Source organism: Streptosporangium sp. NPDC048886, from assembly GCF_055586905.1.
Genome location: NZ_JBVJHH010000001.1, coordinates 60,653 through 78,883, shown reverse-complemented (window position 1 = coordinate 78,883; position 18,231 = coordinate 60,653). Strand labels below are relative to the sequence as shown.

14 protein-coding genes are annotated in these 18,231 nt (G+C 73.6%); 7 read left to right on the top strand and 7 right to left on the bottom strand.

Features of this window, described 5'->3' with window-relative positions; genetic code table 11:
• The first annotated feature begins 138 nt into the window (after window positions 1-138).
• The 6 genes from ACZ6R6_RS00300 (at window position 139) to ACZ6R6_RS00275 (ending at window position 7,544) form a co-directional block, all read left to right on the top strand.
• Entirely contained in the window at window positions 139-2,169 is a 2,031-nt protein-coding gene (locus ACZ6R6_RS00300; protein ID WP_470088910.1) for a serine/threonine-protein kinase, read from the top strand.
• Between the two features lie 31 nt (window positions 2,170-2,200).
• Window positions 2,201-2,563 (top strand): Zn-ribbon domain-containing OB-fold protein, encoded by a 363-nt coding sequence (locus ACZ6R6_RS00295; RefSeq protein WP_470088908.1) that lies wholly within the window; start codon window positions 2,201-2,203, stop codon window positions 2,561-2,563.
• A complete protein-coding gene (locus ACZ6R6_RS00290; RefSeq protein WP_470088906.1) occupies window positions 2,560-2,901 on the top strand; it encodes a VOC family protein in 342 nt (113 codons plus the stop codon). Before ACZ6R6_RS00295 ends, ACZ6R6_RS00290 begins: the two co-directional genes overlap by 4 nt.
• Before the next feature lie 203 nt (window positions 2,902-3,104).
• Window positions 3,105-4,679, top strand: coding sequence for a class I adenylate-forming enzyme family protein (locus ACZ6R6_RS00285; protein ID WP_470088904.1), 1,575 nt, complete (start codon window positions 3,105-3,107; stop codon window positions 4,677-4,679).
• On the top strand, window positions 4,676-6,793 hold the full coding sequence (locus tag ACZ6R6_RS00280) for an acetate--CoA ligase family protein (protein WP_470088902.1): 2,118 nt from the start codon (window positions 4,676-4,678) through the stop codon (window positions 6,791-6,793). Before ACZ6R6_RS00285 ends, ACZ6R6_RS00280 begins: the two co-directional genes overlap by 4 nt.
• A gap of 1 nt (window position 6,794) precedes the next feature.
• Window positions 6,795-7,544: a glucose 1-dehydrogenase gene (locus tag ACZ6R6_RS00275; RefSeq protein WP_470088901.1), complete on the top strand. Its 750-nt coding sequence runs from the start codon at window positions 6,795-6,797 to the stop codon at window positions 7,542-7,544.
• Window positions 7,545-7,560: 16 nt separating this feature from the next.
• Here ACZ6R6_RS00275 and ACZ6R6_RS00270 read toward each other — a convergent pair whose 3' ends face one another.
• Window positions 7,561-8,196 (bottom strand): PaaI family thioesterase, encoded by a 636-nt coding sequence (locus ACZ6R6_RS00270; RefSeq protein WP_306856766.1) that lies wholly within the window; start codon window positions 8,194-8,196, stop codon window positions 7,561-7,563.
• Between the two features lie 393 nt (window positions 8,197-8,589).
• Between ACZ6R6_RS00270 and ACZ6R6_RS00265 the strand changes: the two genes are divergently transcribed.
• On the top strand, window positions 8,590-10,425 hold the full coding sequence (locus ACZ6R6_RS00265) for a CHAP domain-containing protein (protein ID WP_470088899.1): 1,836 nt from the start codon (window positions 8,590-8,592) through the stop codon (window positions 10,423-10,425).
• A gap of 15 nt (window positions 10,426-10,440) precedes the next feature.
• Here ACZ6R6_RS00265 and ACZ6R6_RS00260 read toward each other — a convergent pair whose 3' ends face one another.
• The 6 genes from ACZ6R6_RS00260 to ACZ6R6_RS00235 all read right to left on the bottom strand — a co-directional run bounded on the left by ACZ6R6_RS00260 (window position 10,441) and on the right by ACZ6R6_RS00235 (window position 18,201).
• Window positions 10,441-11,262, bottom strand: coding sequence for a TIGR03619 family F420-dependent LLM class oxidoreductase (locus ACZ6R6_RS00260; protein ID WP_470088898.1), 822 nt, complete (start codon window positions 11,260-11,262; stop codon window positions 10,441-10,443).
• 157 nt (window positions 11,263-11,419) lie between these two features.
• On the bottom strand, window positions 11,420-12,394 hold the full coding sequence (locus ACZ6R6_RS00255) for an acyl-CoA dehydrogenase family protein (RefSeq protein WP_470088896.1): 975 nt from the start codon (window positions 12,392-12,394) through the stop codon (window positions 11,420-11,422).
• Window positions 12,391-13,536: an acyl-CoA dehydrogenase family protein gene (locus tag ACZ6R6_RS00250; protein ID WP_470088894.1), complete on the bottom strand. Its 1,146-nt coding sequence runs from the start codon at window positions 13,534-13,536 to the stop codon at window positions 12,391-12,393. The genes ACZ6R6_RS00255 and ACZ6R6_RS00250 overlap by 4 nt, the downstream gene beginning before the upstream one ends.
• A gap of 135 nt (window positions 13,537-13,671) precedes the next feature.
• Window positions 13,672-15,393: a trypsin-like peptidase domain-containing protein gene (locus tag ACZ6R6_RS00245; protein WP_470088892.1), complete on the bottom strand. Its 1,722-nt coding sequence runs from the start codon at window positions 15,391-15,393 to the stop codon at window positions 13,672-13,674.
• Between the two features lie 662 nt (window positions 15,394-16,055).
• Complete coding sequence (locus tag ACZ6R6_RS00240; RefSeq protein WP_470088890.1) at window positions 16,056-16,571, bottom strand: hypothetical protein; 516 nt, start codon at window positions 16,569-16,571, stop codon at window positions 16,056-16,058.
• An 880-nt stretch (window positions 16,572-17,451) separates the two neighbouring features.
• Window positions 17,452-18,201, bottom strand: a complete 750-nt coding sequence (locus ACZ6R6_RS00235; protein WP_306856756.1) for an ABC transporter ATP-binding protein — start codon at window positions 18,199-18,201, stop codon at window positions 17,452-17,454.
• Window positions 18,202-18,231: the final 30 nt, after the last annotated feature.

Sequence of the window (18,231 nt, the reverse complement as noted above, 5' to 3'; positions counted from 1 at the left end):
CGGCCAGAGCCTAACACGCGGCCCGGCCCGTCACCCGGGCCCACCGCCCCGTCACCGTCCGGCAAAGTTCGCCGGCCATGACAACCGACCACCGGGGTGAGACCGTCGAACAAGCGACGGCGCTCGGAGGGGGACTGAATGGTTCCGGGATACCACGAGGTGCGAGGGCTCGGCGCCGGAGGCAGCGGCCGGGTGGTGCTGGCCACCTACGCCCCCACCGGCGCCTACGTGGCCATCAAATATCTGGACGCGGCGCTGCGGGACGACCCCGGGACCATGGCGCGCCTGCGTGAGGACGCGCGCGTCATGGTGGAGCTGCGCGATCCGCACGTGGTCCGCCTCCACGAGTACTACGAGGACGTGCTCGACGCGGCGGTCGTGATGGAGCTGGTGGACGGGGTCGCGCTCCGGAAGATCCTGTCCGCGCACGGCACCACCAGCCCCGAGGCGGCGCTGGCGATGCTCAGGGGCTCGCTGGCGGGCCTGGCCGCCGCCCACGCCGCCGGGATCGCGCACCACGACTGCAAGCCGGAGAACGTGCTGGTCCAGGCGGACGGCACCGGCAAGCTGACGGACCTCGGCATCGCCTCCCCGGCCGGGGAGGCGGGCATGCCCGCGGGCGCCCCGGCCTACCTCGCGCCCGAGCGGTGGGCCGGGGCGCCGGCCGGCCCGGCGAGCGACCTCTACGCGGCCACGTGCGTGTTCTTCGAGTGCCTCACCGGGCGCGCGCCGTACGGGACGGACCGCCCCGCCGTGCTCATGCGCCGGCACCGGACGGCGCCGATCCCGCTGGAGGCGGTGCCGAGCTCGGTGCGGGAGCTGGTCGCCCGGGGCCTGGCCAAGGACCCGGCGGACCGGCCGCCGACCGCCACCGCGTTCGTCGCGGAGCTGGAGGCCGCCGCGCTGGCGGCCTACGGGCCGGGCTGGGAGCAGCGCGGGCGGCGGCACCTGGCCGAGCTGGCCACGCTGCTGGCGCTGGCCTTCCCGCTGGCCGGGTCCTCGCCCCGGGCCGGCGTCCCGGTCGCACGGCGCGTGGCCGGCCGCATGGGCGCGATACGCCGCCCCCGGCTGGCCCCGCGGGTCGTGGCCGGGGCAGCGGTGATCGCCGTCGCGGTCACCGTCGGCCTGGTCGCCGCCGGCCGGGCCCCCGACCGGCTCTCCGCCGACACGATCTTCACTCCGGAGCAGCGCCCGCCCGGCGCCGAGGATCCGCCGACGCCCACCGGGAGGACCTCCACCGGGAAGGCGCCCTCCGGGAAGCACCCGGGATCGCCTCCGCCGGAGCCGGTCACCACCCCCGGGCCGGCACGGAGCGCCTCCACCGGCCGGGCCACGCCCCCGTCGCGGAGCGCCCACCCCAGCCGCCCGGACCGCCCGGCCCCGGCCCCGTCGCGGACCCCTTCCCGGGCGCCCGGCCCGACCGCCACGGGGACGCCGCCGCCCGCGCACACGGTCAGCGGCCTGGCGGTCACCGGGATCGACGCCGGCGGCGCCACGATCGCCCTGCGGGCCTCCACCGCGGCGGAGGTCGTGCTGAGCGTCGGGTTCGCCGAGGGGCCGGATCCCGCCCGGCTCGCCGAGGCGCCCCCGCACAGCCTCACCCTCACCGGGGCCGGCTCCTACTCCCGGAGCGTCCCGCACGCCTTCACCGCTCCGGCCTGCGGGCAGACCCTCTACCGGCGGGTCACGGTCTCCACCTCGCCCCAGGCCGCCGGCGGCCCGCGCAGCCGTACCGCGCGGGTCAGCGGCGGCCCGTGCCCGTCGCCTCCGGTCGAGAGCGTGGACATCGTCTCCTTCGACGGCACCACGGTCCGCCTCCGCGTGCGGACCGGCGACACCTCGGCGGTGACCGTGCGGCTGGGGTCCGCCCAGCAGGTCGTCGGCGGCGAGGGCGGGTTCACCAGCGGCGTCCAGGTGCTGGAGCTGTCCGGCCGGACCGACTACACGCGCGAGGTCGCCGTGGAGTTCGCCGCGCCGCCCGGCTGCGGCGCCTACGTCCACCGGGTGGTGACGGTCACCACCGTCCCCGGGAGCGGCACGCGCTCCCGCGACGCGCGGCTCGACCTCCCGCCCTGCGGGCCGGGACCGGACCCCGACCCCTCCGGGACGGAGTGGCCCGCCGACGGCGGGCCGGTCCCGGACGGATCCGCGGAGGACGGCACCTTGTGAGTGAACCAAGCGTGCGCTAGCTTGGCGATCGATGACCAGTGACACGCTCACCTACTGGGATGCCTGCCGTCGCGGCGAGTTGGTCATTCAACGCTGTACGGCCTGCGCCCGGCGGGTGCACCTGCCCGCTCCCGAGTGCCCCCACTGCGGCGGCGCCGACCTTCCCTACGAGCCCGTCTCGGGCGAGGGACGCGTGCACACCTTCACCGTGGTGCACCGCTCGCCCGCCCCGGAGTTCCGGGGGCGGGAGCCGTACGTGCTGGCCTGGATCGACCTGCCCGAGGGGGTGAGGGCGTTCGGCCGGGTGGTGGACTGCGCACCGGAGCGGGTGTGGATCGGCATGCCGGTATGCGTGACTTTCGTCGACGACCTACCCCATTGGAGACCGACATGAGCAAGCTCGGCAACGTCCTGATCCCCGTCGACGACCTGGACAAGGCGATCGCCTTCTACTCCGGCACGCTCGGCCTGGCGGTGCGCTTCCGCGACGGCGACCGGTTCGCGGCCCTGGACGGAGGGGGCGCCACGGTCGCGCTGGTCGCCGCCGAGGAGCGGGTGACCGGAGAGGTCACCGCGCCGTCCTACAAGGTCGACGACCTCACGCGGGCCCTACAGGACCTGACCGGGGCGGGCGCGGAGGTGGTGCGCGGGCCCGAGACCGGGCCGCACGAGATCAGAGCCGTCCTCCGCGACCCGTCAGGGAACGTCTTCGTCCTCTACTCATCCCGCTGAGCACCCTTCACCCCATCCCGCCGAGCACTCTCCCCCTCCCCCTCTCCCCCTCTCCCCCTCTCCCCCTCTCCCCCTCCTCACCCCTCCGAGCCGTCTCCTGAGCCCCCGCCGGCCCGGGGCCTCACACCGGCGTCCGCTCCCTCCCCGCCGGGCTCCGCCCGTCCCGCTGCGTCCTCTCCTCGCCCTCTCGACCGGAGGCCACAATGGCGCGATCCCCCTACGGCAACTACGCCTACGCCATCCTCACCGCCAACGCCCTGCGCACCCCGGACCGGGTCGCGCTGACCTACTGCGGCGAACGGAGCTTCACCTACGCCGAGCTCGACCGGACCGTCGACAGGCGCGCCCACGCCCTGTCGGCGGCCGGGATCGGGCCGCGGCGGCGGGTGGCGGCGCTGCTCAACGAGACACTGCACGTGGCCGAGGTCTACCTGGCTGCGGCGAAGCTGGGCGCGGTCACCGCGGCGCTCAACCCGTACTGGCCGGTGGACACCCTGCAGGCGGTCGTCGCGCACTCCGGCGCCACCGCCTTCGTCTACGACTCCACGGTCGAGCGGGCGGTGGCCGAGATCCGCCCCCGGCTCCCCGCCGTGACCACCTGGATCAAGGTCGGCGGTCCGGGCGAGGAGGCCGTCGACCTGGACGCGCTGACCGCCGACGCCCCGCAGGAGGCGTTCACGCCGGAGGGCTCCGGGGACGACCCGCTCGCGCTCTACTACACCTCGGGGACCACCGGCCTGCCCAAGGCCGTGATCCACACGCACGCCTCGTCGCTGGCGACCGCGCGGATCTGGCTGGACGTGCCGCGCGCCGAGGACTCGGTGCTCGGCACCGGGGCGATCATCTGGGGCATCGGCTTCCCCGCGCTGGTCGGGCCGGCGCTGTACGCGGGCATGCGGCTGGTGCTGGAACAGGACTGGGGGCCGGCGAACTTCCTGAAGGTGGTCCCCCGCGAGAGGGTCACCCACGTCTCGCAGATCCCGTCGTTCTACGCGGCGCTGCTCGGCGCCGACGACCACGACGGGGTGGACCTGTCGTCCCTGCGGGTCATCATGCTGGGCGGCGAGGCGCTCCCGGCGGCGCTGCTGGCCAGGATGCGACAGCGGCTGCCCGGCGCGGGCGTCTACTGCTACTACGGCCAGACCGAGGCCCCCTACACCTGTTTCGGCCGGGTGGACGACGGCAGCACGCCGCTCGGCTCCTCCGGCAGGGCGAGGACCGGCAACGCCGTACGGATCACCGGGCCGTCCGGCGACCGGGTGGTCGGCGAGGTGGGCGAGATCAACCTCGCCGGGCCGCACCGGATGGCCGGCTACGACCGGCTCCCCGACAAGACGGCCGAGGTGCTGCGCGGCGAGTGGTACGTGGGCGGCGACCTGGGCGTCCTGGCCGAGGACGGCAACCTGACCGTGCTCGGCCGCCGCGAGGACGCGATCCTGAAGGGCGGCGCCTGGTCGCAGCCCTCGACGGTGGAGGAGGCCGCGGTGGCGCTGGACGGCGTGGCCGAGGCCGGCGCGGTCGGCGTGCCCGCGCACGTCGACGGCCAGGACGCGGCCGAGCAGCGGATCCTGCTCGCGGTGGTCGCCCGGTCCGGGCACTCCCTCGACCCGTCGAAGCTCGCGGTCGCCCTCGCCGAGTCGCTGCCCGAGCACCAGCGGCCCGACCGCATCGTGGTCGCCGACGGGCTCCCCCACTTCCAGGACGCCTCCGGCGGACCCGGCAAGCTGCTGCGCCGGGAGATCCGGGAGAGGTACCTGCACCTCCTGGAGGGGGCGTGAGCGGGCCCGACCCCCTGACGGCGGCCGCGCTCCCCGAGCACGAGGTCAAGGCGCTGCTGCGGGAGGCCGGCGTGCCGGTGCCGCGCGGCGCCACGGCCGCCTCCGCCGGGCAGGTCGCCGCGGCGGCCGAGGGGCTGACCCCGCCGCTGGTGCTCAAGGCGTTCGGGGCCGGGCTGGTCCACAAATCGGACTCGGGCGCGGTACGGCTGGCGCTCGGCGGGCCCAGCGAGGCCGCCGAGGCCGCGGCCGGGATGCTGGACGGGCTCCTCGCCCAGGGCATCACCCCGGACGGCTTCCTGGTCGAGGAGCAGGCCGCGCCGGGGGTCGAGCTGATCGTCGGCGCCGTCCGCGACCCGGGGTTCGGGCCCGTCCTGCTCGTCGGGCTGGGCGGCGTCTGGACCGAGGCCCTGCGTGACACGGCGGTGTGCCTGTGCCCGGTCTCCGAGACCGACGTCCGGCGGATGCTCGCCTCCCTGCGCGGCGCCCGGCTGCTGCACGGCTACCGTGGCCGCCCGGCCGTGGACCTGGACGCCCTGGTGAAGCTGCTGCTCACGCTCGGCGGGGCCGGTGGGCTGTGGGAGCGGCTGGAGCTCGGCGAGTTCGAGCTCAACCCGGTGATCGCCACCGGGCAGGGCGTCGTCGCGGTCGACGCCCGGCACATCCCGGGTGAGCCCCGCGCGGAGCCGCCGGCCGCCCCGGTGGCGGGGACCGACTTCACGGCGCTGTTCGAGCCCCGCGCCGTGGCCGTGGTGGGGGCGTCCACCAGCCGGCCGAACTTCGGGAACATGTTCCTGGAGTTCTACCGGGCCACCGGGGTGCCGCTGGTGGCGGTGCACCCGGAGGCGGACGAGATCGACGGCGTGCCGGCCGTGCCGTCGCTGGCCGACGCCGACGCCGACTACGCGCTGGTCGCCGTGCCCGCCGCGAGGTGCGTCGAGGTCGTACGGCAGGCGGGCGGCATCCCGTTCGTCCAGGTGATGAGCGGTGGGTTCGGGGAGGCGGGCGCGCCCGACCTGGAGGTCGAGCTGGTCCGGGCCGCGCGGGAGGCCGGGACGCGGCTGCTCGGACCCAACTGCATGGGTGTCTACAGCCCGCGCGGCGGCCAGACCTTCATCGGCGGCGAGCCTGGTCCGCCCGGGCACGTGGCGCTGATCTCGCAGAGCGGTGGGCTGGCCGGGGAGGTCGTCAGAGTCGGCGAACGGCGCGGGCTGGCGTTCAGCCGGGTGGCCACGGTCGGCAACTCCGCCGACGTGACCCCGGCCGAGCTGCTGCGCTGGCTGGCCACCGACGAGCACACCTCGGCCGTCGGCATGTACCTGGAGGATCCACGTGACGGCCGCGCCCTGTTCGAGGCCCTGATGTCCGTGCGCGGGCGGCTCCCGGTCGTCCTGCTGGTCGGCGGCCGGAGCGCCCAGGGACGGCGGGCGGCCGCCTCCCACACCGGCGGTATGGTCGGCGACGGCCGCGTCTGGCAGGCCCTGGCCGGGCAGACCGGCGCCACCCTGGTCACCAGCCAGGACGACCTGATCGGCGCCCTGTCCTTCTTCCAGTCCCACACCGGACGGCTGGGCGCCGTCCCGGCGGACGGCGGGGACGGGGACCCCGCGGTGCTGGTGATCGGGCCGAGCGGCGGGGCGAGCGTCCTGGCCGCCGACGTGTTCGACGCGGCCGGGCTCTCGCTCGACGCGCTGCCGGAGGAGGCGAGGACCGGGCTGAGGGCGCTCGGGATCGGGGTCGGCAGCTCCCTGGCCAACCCGCTGGAGATCCCGGTGGGGCCGCGTGGCCGCCCCGAGCTGGTCCGGGAGGCCATCGCGGCGATCGTGGCGCGGCGCCCTTATCCGGACGTCGTCGCCCACGTGAACGTGCAGAGCTTCTTCACCTACGGGAGCTCGGCCGAGCCGCTGTACGCCTGCGCCCGCAGCCTCGCCCAGGCCCAGCAGGACCTGCCGGCGGTCAGGATCACGCTGGTCACCAGGAACGGCGAGTGCGCGCCGCCCGGGGTCGAGGACGGGGTCCGCGCGATCGCGGCCGGCGCCGGGATCCCCGTCTACCGTTCGATGGAGGCGGCCGCCGTGGCCGTCGCCGCCGCCAAACGTTTCACGCGAGGAGCTTGAGATGGGTCTGCTGGACGGCAAGGTCGCACTGATCACCGGCGGGGCCAGGGGCATGGGAGAGTCCCACGTGCGGCTGTTCCTGGAGGAGGGCGCGCGGGTCGTCTTCGGCGACGTGCTCGACGACGAGGGCAAGGCGCTCGCGGAGGCCACGGGGGCGGTGTTCGTCCATCAGGACGTGACGGGGCCGCAGGACTGGCGGCGGGCGGTGGAGGTCACCGTCGAGACGTACGGCAGGCTCGACGTCCTGGTCAACAACGCCGGGATCCTGAAGTTCCGCCGGATCGCCGACATGACGCCGGAGGAGTTCGACCGGGTCCTCGACGTGAACCTCAAGGGCACCTGGCTCGGCGTCAAGTCGGTGATCGAGCCCATGAAGGCCGCCGGCCGGGGCTCGATCGTGAACATCTCCTCGGTCGAGGGCTTCATCGGCGCCGAGGGCATGTCGGCCTACGCGGCCTCCAAGTTCGGCGTGCGCGGGGTGACCAAGGCGGCGGCCCGGGAGCTGGCCCGTTTCAAGATCCGGGTGAACTCCGTCCATCCCGGCGCCATCAACACCTCCATGGTGCAGGACCCGGAGATCATGGCCGAGGTGGACGGCGAGGCGTTCCTGAAGTCCATGGTCATCAAGCGTTTCGCCAAGCCGGTCGAGGTCTCGCACGTGGTGGCCTTCCTCGCCTCCGACCGGGCGAGCTACTGCACCGGCAGCGAGTTCACGGTCGACGGCGGCATGCTCACCGGCGCGGGCTACTGAGGCCGGCAGGCCGGGGTCATCCCGGCAACCGGTTCTGCGCCCACTCACGGGGGGTGATGAACAGGCCGGTGGCCTCGACCAGCGGCGTGCCGTCGGGGAGCGCGATCCGCCCCTCCGACCAGGACTTGCGGCCCTCGGAGCGGGTGTATTCGGCGGTCGCCACCAGCGGCTCGCCGTAGGGGACCCGGCGCAGGTAGCGCACGGTCAGGGTGGCGGTCATGCCGGCGACGCCGGCCATCGCGACCGCGTGGCCCAGCATGTGGTCGAGGATCATGGCGCTGATCCCGCCGTGGACCGCGGCGGGCGGCCCCTCGTGCGTGGGGCGGAAGCTCAGCTCCGCGCGGACCGTCCCGTCCGGGGCGGTCCGGGCGACCAGCGGGAGGGCGTGCGGGTTGGCCGATCCGGTGACGGCGTTGCCCGCGTGCCGGGGCACACCGTCGGGACCGATCTCGAAGGGCTGGGGGGAGGTCCGCCGCCGGGCACTCAGGCGCTCGGTGAGGGCGGCCAGCTCGGCGGCGACCGCGGTGAGCTCGCTGTCCGGCACGTCCGTCAGCACGACGGCGTCGACCAGGTCGCGGGCCCGCTGGGTCAGTGCGGCCAGTGCCGCGAGGGCGGCGTCGGCGTCCTCGGTGGAGGCGAGATCGGTCGTCATGCGCCTACTTTAGAACACGTTCTACCGAATCACGTTCGACCCTCCGGGACGGCCGAACGCCCGGACGGTCCACAAAACTTTTTGTTTGACCGGTTTAAGTGGGAAAAATGCTAAAAATGCCTCTGACGTCGGTGTTTGCCACCCACTCCGAGGGAAGATCCCTTGGTGCGCGCTTTAACCTGTCTTGACCTTCCGCGCCGGACGGGTAACCTCCCTGGTCACGGAAGACAACTGACCAATGGTGCCGCCACACGGGTCCCGATCGTCCCCCCGGATCGATCCCGTGAACGTGCCATCGCTCAACCCGTCTCCCGGTAGCCGGGTTGCGAGGGCGGCGCGACCACGCCTTCACGGCTGCCGGGGGTCCCCTCGAAACTGTCTATGACCCCTGAGATGCAGAAGTTCATCGAACTGCTGGAGAGCGAGCTCGGATACTCCGAGAAGGGCGGCGGTTACACCAAGTTCGGTCACTGGTACGGCGACAACGTCGAGTCCGACGCCGACTACACCGCAGCACCCTGGTGTGACATGTATCTCTCCTGGGCGGCCAAGAAGCTCGGCTACGAGGACTGGGTCGGCCAGTTCGCCTACACCGTCTACCACGCCGAGTGGTTCAAGGAGCAGGACGCCTGGGGCACCACCCCCAAGCCCGGGGCCATCGTCTTCTTCGACTGGAGCGGTTCGAAGAAGATCGACAACATCGACCACGTGGGGATCGTCACCAAGGTGACGGGCAGGACGATCCACACGATCGAGGGGAACATCGACGGAGGCGTCGCCAAGCGCAAGGAGCGCGACACCGGCAAGGTCGTCGGCTACGGGTATCCGGAGAAGATCAAGGCCCGGCTGGACCGGGAGGCGTCCCAGAAGCAGACGATCGTCACCGCCGACGCGCAGGCGGACAACTCGGTGGCGCTCGCCCCCGCCCCCAACCTGCTGGCCATGGTCCCCCCGCCCGACCTCGTCCGGGAGGCCGGCGCGTCGGCGGACCCCGCCCCGGCCAAGGCCGGCCCCAAACACGCCAAGGCCGGTCCCAAGCACGGCAGGTCCGCCACCACGTCCTCCGCCGGCGAGAAGGCCGGCGAGAAGAAGGCCGCCGAAGTCGCCCCGCGGCCCACCCCGGAGATCAGCGAGACGCCCGTCCAGCCCCAGATCTCCGCCGGCCGCACCACCACGAGCGGCAAGCACGCCAAGGCCGCCACCGCGGACACCAACGCGATCGCGACCACCCCCACCGCCCTCAGCGGCGGTCTCTCCCCGCAGGTCCCCCAGCTCGGCAGCCCCACGGTGCTCGCCCCGGTCCTGCTCGCCGCGGTCGCGATCATCGCCCACGCCAAGGTCAAGCAGTCGAAGGTACGGCTGTCCTTCGCCGGGGGCGGCACCCCGCCCGCCCGCCCGGCCCGCCGGACCCCGGGCCGCCGCCGCGCCCCCGGCCGCCGCCGGATCACCAAGGTCGCACCCGTCCTCACCGAGGAGCGCCGGACCGTCCGGGAGGCCGTCGCCGAGACCACGCTCGCGCCGGCCGCGACGGCCGAGTTCCCCTCGGTCACGACGCCGCTCGCCCACGTCGGCGAGACCGCCTCGCCCACCCGCGTCGAGGAGACCTCCTCGACCACCCGCGTCGGGGAGACCTCCTCACTCGGCCACGCCTCGGAGACCGCCCCGGCCGTCCGCGTCGAGGAGACCGCTCCGGCCGCCCTCGCCGGGTGGACGGGCCCCTTCGACCACGCCACGGGCACGGGCCCGCTCGACCGCGCCGAGGAGACGGGCCTGGCGGGCCTCGTCGGAGAGACCGGCCTGTTCGGTCTCACGCGCGCCGAGCAGGCCAGCCTCGCCCGCGCCGAGGAGGCCATCCGGGCCAGCCTCGCCCGGACCGGGGAGAGCGGTCAGGGCGGCTTCTTCCGCCCCGAGGAGGGCACCCGGCCCCGCCTCGCCCACGCCGGCCGGACCGGCGCGGCGGGTCCGGCCCGCACCCAGGAGGCCGGTCCGGCCGGCCGGCGCCACGACGGCCCCCGGGTCCCCTACCAGGGCAGGCGCCGCCTCCGCGAGCGCCCGGTCGTCGAGTCCTCGACCTTCGTCCAGGACGGCCCCCTGCGCGGCCGGCGCCACCGCCGGGCCGAGCCCGTGGTCAGCACGACCATCCCGACCGGCCCGCTCACCGCCGAGCCCAGCGACGTCCTGGTCCACAGCGGCTACCAGGGCCGCCGCCGGGCGAGGGTGCCGGTCTGACCGAGGCGGACGGCTCTAGAGGCAGTCGGCGGCGAAGGCCGTGAGGCCGGCGACGGCGTCACGGCCGCGGCGCCAGGGGCGGACGATCATGCGGTCCACGCCGAGTCTCTCCCAGCGGGGGATCTCGGCCGGACCGGTGAGCGCGTAGGCGTGCGCGGTGACCGAGAAGGGACGGCCGTCGCGCAGCGCGGTGAGCCTGTCGAGCTGGGGGCCGATCGTCTCCAGGGAGTGCGGCATGCTGATCCAGCCGTCGCAGAGCCGGGCGGCCCGCCGCAGGGCCGCGCCCGACTCCCCTCCGGCCAGGATGGGCAGCCGGTCCTGGACGGGCTTGGGTTCGAAGGCGACCTCGGGGAAACTGTAGAAACGCCCTCCGTGCGCGACGGCCGGCTCGGACCAGAGCCGCCGGGTCACCTCGATCGCCTCGTCCAGCCGGGCTCCCCGGGTGCCGAAGTCCATCCCGGCCGCCAGCCACTCCCCCTCGTACCACCCGGCGCCCACCCCGCAGATCGCCCGTCCCCCGGACACCCGGTCGAGGGTGGCGAAGGCCCGCGCGGAGACGAAGGGGTGCCGCAGGGCGTAGAGGTGCACCGCGGTGCCCAGCCGCACCCGGGAGGTCAGCCCGGCCAGCCAGCAGAGGTAGGCGGGGGCGTCGAACAGCGGGGTGCGCGGCGAGATGCCCGGCCGGTCGGTGCCCGGGTAGCGCGCCAGCGACAGGTCGGTGGCGAAGACCAGGTGCTCGGGCAGCCAGACCGACTCGAAGCCGAGCTCGTCCGCCGCGACCGCGACGTCCTGCCAGGCGTCCGGGTGGAGCAGTCCGAGGGGGACGCCGAACCTCATCGCCGGCCTCCCGCGCCCCGCCCCGGCCCCGGACGGACCACGGCCGCCTCGCAACCCCAGGGACATCCATGACCGTAGGCCCCCCGCCCCGGACGGACCATGACCGCCTCCCAGCCCCAGGGACACCCATGACCGTAGGCCCCCCGCCCCGGACGGATCACGGCCACCTCCGCAACACGGGGACGCCGAGGATCGCCTCTCTCAGCCGTGAGCGGTGCAGGGCGGTCCCGCCGTAGGCGGCCGAGAGCGACCACACCCGGGCGAGCCAGAGGCCCAGGTCGAGTTCGCCGGTGTAGCCGATCGCGCCGTGCACCTGGAGGGCGGTCCTGGCGGCCAGCTCGGCGGCCTCGCCCGCGGCGGCCTTGGCCGCGCTGACGTCCCGGTCCACGGTGGGCAGGTCCCGGTCCACGGCGAAGGCGGCGGCGTAGACCAGGGGCGCGGCGAAGTCGACCGCGATGGCGACCTCGGCGAGCTGGTGCTTGACCGCCTGGAACGACCCGATCGGGCTGCCGAACTGCCTGCGCGTGCGCGCGTAGCCGACGCTGGTGTCCAGCAGGTGCCTGGCCGCCCCGATGAGCTGGGCGGCCACCGTAACCGTCATCGCGCGCGCCGCCGGGGCGGCCCCGGCCCGGAGCCGGGTCCCGTCGCGGAACTCCACGCCGAACAGCCGCCTGGCCCGGTCCACCCCGGGCTGGGGCGTCAGCCGTGCCGCGTCGGGCCGGACGGCGTACGGCACGCCCCCGCGCTCCACGATCAACAGGTCGGCCAGGTCGGCGTCGGGCGAGTAGCCCTGGTCTCCGATCCGCACGCTGACCCGCAGCGAGCCCGCGGCGAGCTTGTCCAGCACCGGGTCCCCCGCCAGCAGCAGGGGGGCGGCCACGGCGGTCTCGGCCACCGGGCCGGGCAGCGCGGCCCGGCCGGCCTCCTCGAAGGGGAGGACCGCGTCGACGAGCCCCAGGCCGAGGCCGCCGTGCTCCGCCGGGACCAACAGCCCGAACAGCCCGATCCCGGCGAGCTGGGGCCAGGCGGCGGTCCGCCCGTCCCGTACGGCCGCGGCCGGGCAGTGGGCCCTGAGCACCTGCCGGACCGCCGCCGCGAGGGCGAGCTGGTCGTCGGTGAAGGCGGAGTTCATCGTGGCAGCCCCAGAACGCGTTCGGCGATGATGTTCCGCTGGATCTCGTTGGTGCCCGCGTAGATCGGACCGGCGAGGGAGAACAGGAAGCCGTCCAGCCATCGGCCGCCCTCCTCCGCGTCGGGGGCCCCGCCGTCCAGCAGGCCGCGTTCGCCGAGCAGCCGGAGGGCGAGGGTGTGCATGCGCACGTCGAGCTCGGACCAGAACACCTTGCCCATGCTGGACGCGGAGCCGATCTCCTCCCCCGCCGCCAGCCTGCGGGCGGTGCCGAAGGTGTGCAGCCGGTAGGACTCGGCGTCCAGCCAGGCCCGCGCCACCTGGTCGGCGAGGACCGGGTCGGCGCCGGTCGAGCGGGCCAGCCGGACCAGCCGGTCGGCCGTGGCGAGGAACCGGCCGGGGCTGCGCAGGGTGAGGCCGCGCTCGGAGGAGGTGGTGGCCATCGCGATCCGCCAGCCCTCGCCGGGGGCGCCGAGGACCTGGTCGTCGGGGACGTACAGGCCGTCGAAGAAGAGTTCGGCGAACCCGTGCTCCCCGTCGAGCTGGGCTATCGGCCGGACGGTGACGCCGGCCAGGGGGAACATGAAGTAGGTCAGCCCCCGGTGCCGGACCGAGGCGGGGTCGGTGCGGAACAGTCCGAAACCCCAGTCGGCGTAGGAGGCACGGGAGCTCCAGGTCTTCTGCCCGTGGAGCAGCCAGCCGCCCTCGGCCCGCTCGGCGCGGGAGGTGAGGGCGGCGAGGTCGCTGCCGGCCTCCGGCTCCGACCACGCCTGGGCCCAGATCTCGTCGGCCCGCGCCATGCCGGGCAGGAACCGTTCCCGCTGCCCGGCCGTGCCGTGGGAGAAGAGGGTGGGGGCCAGGAGGAAGATGCCGTTCTGGCTGACCCGGCCGGGGGCGCCCGCCGCCCAGTACTCCTCTTCGAAGATCAGCCATTCGATGAGGCCGGCGCCCCGCCCGCCGTACTCGACGGGCCAGGACACCACCGACAGCCGCTCCTCGGCGAGCCGGTGCTCCCACTCGCGATGCGCCTCGAATCCCTCCCGGGTGTCCATGGAGGGCAGCGGGGCTCTGGGAACATGCCCGGCCAGCCAGTCTCGCACCTCGGCCCGGAATGCCTGCTCCGCCCGCGTGAAGTCCAGATCCACTCAACCAAACTAGCGCACGCTTGGGAAGCCGTACAGGGACAGGCTGCACACGCCGAGGTCCGCCGGTGGATTCACCGGCGGACCTCGGCGGGGCCTGGACGGGACCGGGCGGGTCCCCGCGGCCGCCGGCGGCGCTCAGCGCTGGTCGGGCGGGCGCTGCCCCATGTTGCGGCGCAGCTCCTCCAGCTCCGCCTCCAGTCCGGCGATCCGGGTGTTCGCCCCGGGGCCGGGCCTGTGCTGCGGCGTCCCGTACGGCGACTGCGGGCGGACCGCCCGGGTGTCCTCGGGGGCGGGCGGGAGCGGATAGGGCGGCCGTTGCTGGTAGGGCTGCTGCTGCGGCGGCACGCCGTACGGCTGGCCGGGATGGGCGGGCTGGCCGTACTGGCCCTGCCCCGGCGGCAGGTAGCCGGGCTGCGCCCCGTACGGCGCGGGCGGGAAGGAGGACGGCGGGGTCTTCGATCGGCGCTTGCCCCTGACCACCGCGCCCAGCGTGCCGAGCACGAACAGGACGGCCAGGCCGCCGCCGCCCCACAGCACCCACGGCAGGATCGACGAGGAGCTCTCGTCCTTGCCCGCGGTGATGGCCTGCTGGGAGTCGGTGATGTACTTGGCGACGTACGGGTGGTTCGGCTGCAGCGCCTGGACCTCACGGAACTTGGGCAACGCGTCGGAGTACCGGTTGGCGAAGAAGAGGTCGAGCGCCTCGTTGTAGGACTTCGTCGTCACCGACTCGGCCGACTTGATGTTCTTCTCGTTCAGCTTCTCCCTGACGATGCTGACCGGCAGCACGAAGCTCTCCCCCTCGGTGGAGCCGCCGTCCTGCTGGATCAGCCCTCCGACCAGGATGCCGATGACGTTGCCGTCCTTGCTGAACACCGGGCCGCCGGAGTTGCCCGGGTAGGAGGGGGCCTGGGTCTGGATGTACGGCACGCCCTCGGGGGTCTGGCGGCTGGCGTTGTAGGGGCCCTCGGTGAAGGCGGGGTCGAGCTTGGACTCGATGTTGAAGATCGAGGTCTGGGTCACCGTGCCGGGGAACCCGCTGATGTAGAGGGTGTCGCCCACCCGCACGTCCGAGTCCTGGCCCAGCGGGACGGTCGGCAGGTTGTTCTGCCCGTTGGCCTTGAGGATCGCCACGTCCTTGCCCGGGTAGACCGTGCCCTTGGCGACCAGCTCGATCGGCACCGCCTTGGCGGTCTTGTCCACCCCACCGCCCGGCAGGCTCTGCAGCAGTGACAGGGAGCTCTGGACATTGCGGATCTTGATGTTGTCCGCGTTCCAGATCTGGAAGATCTTGGCGGCCGTCCGGACGATCTCGTCGTCGGAGGCGATGTCACCGAGGTCGGCCACCAGGTCGGCGGCGTCCTTCTCGTTGATCTTCGTGAGCGCCTGGGTCGCGAAGGTCTCCGCCAGCTCGCTCTCCTCCTGGCCGACGCAGTGGGCCGCGGTCACCATGTAGCCGTCCGGCGTGACCCACCATCCCGTGCACAGGCCGCCGGCCGTCGCCTCCACGACCCGCTCCGGCGCGCCCGGCGAGAAGTAGCGGCCCGGCTCCTTGGCCATCTGCTGGACGACCCACCGGTAGATGCTGTTCTCGTCGGATGAGATCTTTCCTGACTGGACGGCGGCGACCCCTTGCTGGGTCAGACCTCTGATCGCCTCCAGGTTCGCCACCGGGGTCGGCACGGCCACCTCGGCCGTGTAGGAGACCGAGGTCAGCTGCACGGCCGGATGCGTCCGGGCCGCCAGCCATGTCCCCACCGGAACATCCAGGTCTTTCGGCTTTGCCATGGCGGCGCCAGGCAGGGCCAGCACACCGGCCAGCACCAGGCCGGTCAAGGCGGTGAATCGTGCCCACATTTGCGTTCTCTCCCCAAAACTTGCTTCCCGGGCGAGAGCATGACCGAGACGACTTGGGGGGCACTTGGAAGCGACTGGGAAATCGGCGGGGGACGCTCGGTGACGCACCACGAAGATCAAGCGGGCCGGGCTTCCGGCGTGCGGCCCGGGGCGCGCGCGAATGCACGGCCACAACAGCGAAGGTCGTGTCCGGTTATACCGGGCACGACCTTCGCGACATTATCCACTCCCCTAAGCGCACCGGCGCGGCCGGACGGGGAAAGCCCGGCGGGAATCCCGCCGGATCCCGGGACGGCTCTCAGCCCCGACGGGGCCGGCCCGGCCGACGGGCCGGCAGGGTCCCTAGCAGTGGCAGCACAGATCGTACCGGTCGGCCAGCGCGCTCCACCTGCTCAGCAGAGACACGGAGCTCGCGTAGCCACCCCAGCCGACCCTGTCGACGGAACCGGCGAGCCCGACGACGCCGACGGAACCGATGGCACATTCACGCCCGCTGAGACCGACCAGGCCGACGGAACCGATGGAGCATTCACGCCCGCTGAGAGCGACCAGCCCGACGGAACCGATGGAGCATTCACCTCCACTGAGGTCGACGATTCCGACGGCACCGGCACCGGCAGCGCATTCACGCACGCTGAGACTGGTCGAACTGGTCGAACTGGTCAGCCCGCTCGGACCGGCAGGACCGCTCGGACCGGCAGGGCCCGGTTGCCCTTCGGGTCCGGCGGGACCCTCGGGGCCTGCCGGACCCTCAGGACCCCCAGGACCCACAGGGCCCGCAGGACCCCCAGGACCGGCCGGGCCCGCAGGACCCCCCGGACCGGCAGGACCCCCAGGGCCAGCAGGACCCTCAGGACCGGCAGGACCCCCAGGACCGGCCGGGCCCGCAGGACCCCCCGGACCGGCAGGACCCACAGGACCCCCCGGACCGGCAGGACCCACAGGGCCAGCAGGACCCCCAGGACCCACAGGACCCGCAGGACCGGCAGGACCCACAGGACCGGCAGGACCGGCAGGACCAGCCGGGCCTTCAGGACCAGCCGGGCCCCCAGGGCCGGCGGCACCCGCAGGACCAGCCGGACCTGCAGGACCGGCAGGACCGGCAGGACCCGCAGGACCGGCAGGACCCGCAGGACCCGCAGGACCGGCCGGGCCCTTGGGACCCGCAGGGCCCACAAGAACCGTGGGACCGGCAGGGCGCGGAGGACCAGCGGAATCGTCGGCCCGCTTGATGCTGGGGGGACACGGCTTCGAGGAGTCGCGGCGGCCGGCATTGTTGTTGTTGTTCTGGATGTTCAGGTTGCACTTGCTGCTGGAGTGGCAGGAGGAACACCGCTGCCTGCAGCATGAGGTGCAGTGCCTTCTCCGGCATCCGCAGTGATGACCCGAGCCGGGAGACTTCTTCACGACGCGAGGCGCGGCGGGCTGAAGGGGGATCCCGTCAGCCCTGCCGGCCCCGAACGGAGGGGCGATCGCTTCCGCGCGCTCAGCGGCGGCGGCATCGGCCGGAGCCTGATTCGACGAGACCATGAGGACACCGGCGACGGCCGCCACGGCCAGGGCCCCCATACGCTTTCCGGAAATAGGAATTGATGACAATCTATTTCGGCGATGAAGCACTTAATTTCCCCTGAAGTTCCTAGTGGCAGGAAATACCGATCGGTCATACCGCCACGATGGCGATTAGCCAGAATGTACCGTCAAAGCACCGGAGGGCGTCCGCTGACATAGTTGAGAGAAAGCAAATAAATGCCATGCAAACAAAACCTTCACCGACTCTTCGCACGCTTCGCACTTGTTGTCGTGATTCAATGCGAAATCGGGCCGCATATGCGCCCGATGATAAAATCAGACCCCATTGGGGCCGCCCGGCAAGATGCCGTTCCTCGAAATCGGCAGGACATGCGTCACCGGCCCGCGGACCTCATCCACGTGCCGCCGCCCGTCGCCGGAGGCGGACACGCCCGCGGGCCGTGCCACGTGCCCGCCGGGCTCCCCGTGACCCGGGGCCCGAGCGACGAAGCCCCGGCTGACCGGCCGGAGCATGGCCCCGGCCGGTCAGCCGAGGTAGGCGGCGCGGACCACGGGGTCGTCACCGATCTCGGCGGGGGTGCCCGAGGCGATGACCTTGCCGAGATCGAGGACGACGAGGCGGTCGCAGGTGTTCATGACGAACCCCATGTCGTGTTCGACCAGCAGGACCGTGGTGTCCAGCGCTCCGATGATCTCCTTGAGGCGGCCGGTCTGGTCGGCGTCCAGGCCGGAGGTGGGCTCGTCGAGCAGGAGCAGCGAGGGGCTGTCGGCGAGGGCGCGGGCCAGCTCGACGAGACGCCGCCGGCCTACGGGGAGGGCCGCCGCATAGGCGTCGCGCAGCTCGGTCAGCCCGCACAGGGCGAGCACCTCGTCCACACGCCGCCCGCGTTCCCGTTCCAGGCTCCGGCGGGTCCGCAGGCCGGTCAGGTCGGCCAGGAGACCCCCGCCTCCGCCCCGCCACTCCATCGCGGCCAGCACGTTGTCGGCGACGGTCAACCGGCCGAACACCTGGGTGCGCTGGAAGGTACGGCGCAGCCCTCCGCGTGCCCGCCGTACCGCCGGAACGCCCGTGGTGTCGCGGCCCGCCACCGACACCGAGCCCGAGGTCGGCCGGCGGAGGCCGGAGATCACGTCGAACAGCGTGGTCTTGCCCGCGCCGTTGGGCCCGATCACCCCGCAGACCTGCCCCCGCGGCACCTCGAAGGAGACGTCGGTGAGCGCCCGGACGCCTCCGAAGGACACCGACACGGCCTCGACGGTCAACGCTGTGCTCATCGCTCCCCCACCGCCCTCACCCGCCACGCG

Bases quoted from the DNA above. Each gene is read 5' to 3' on its own strand.
- ACZ6R6_RS00290 (WP_470088906.1), top strand. From the start codon at position 2,560: ATGAGCAAGCTCGGCAACGTCCTGATCCCCGTCGACGACCTGGACAAG.
- ACZ6R6_RS00260 (WP_470088898.1), bottom strand. From the start codon at position 11,262: ATGAGGTTCGGCGTCCCCCTCGGACTGCTCCACCCGGACGCCTGGCAG.
- ACZ6R6_RS00295 (WP_470088908.1), top strand. From the start codon at position 2,201: ATGACCAGTGACACGCTCACCTACTGGGATGCCTGCCGTCGCGGCGAG.
- ACZ6R6_RS00300 (WP_470088910.1), top strand. From the start codon at position 139: ATGGTTCCGGGATACCACGAGGTGCGAGGGCTCGGCGCCGGAGGCAGC.
- ACZ6R6_RS00245 (WP_470088892.1), bottom strand. From the start codon at position 15,393: ATGTGGGCACGATTCACCGCCTTGACCGGCCTGGTGCTGGCCGGTGTG.
- ACZ6R6_RS00270 (WP_306856766.1), bottom strand. From the start codon at position 8,196: ATGACGACCGATCTCGCCTCCACCGAGGACGCCGACGCCGCCCTCGCG.
- ACZ6R6_RS00285 (WP_470088904.1), top strand. From the start codon at position 3,105: ATGGCGCGATCCCCCTACGGCAACTACGCCTACGCCATCCTCACCGCC.
- ACZ6R6_RS00255 (WP_470088896.1), bottom strand. From the start codon at position 12,394: ATGAACTCCGCCTTCACCGACGACCAGCTCGCCCTCGCGGCGGCGGTC.
- ACZ6R6_RS00265 (WP_470088899.1), top strand. From the start codon at position 8,590: ATGCAGAAGTTCATCGAACTGCTGGAGAGCGAGCTCGGATACTCCGAG.
- ACZ6R6_RS00235 (WP_306856756.1), bottom strand. From the start codon at position 18,201: ATGAGCACAGCGTTGACCGTCGAGGCCGTGTCGGTGTCCTTCGGAGGC.
- ACZ6R6_RS00275 (WP_470088901.1), top strand. From the start codon at position 6,795: ATGGGTCTGCTGGACGGCAAGGTCGCACTGATCACCGGCGGGGCCAGG.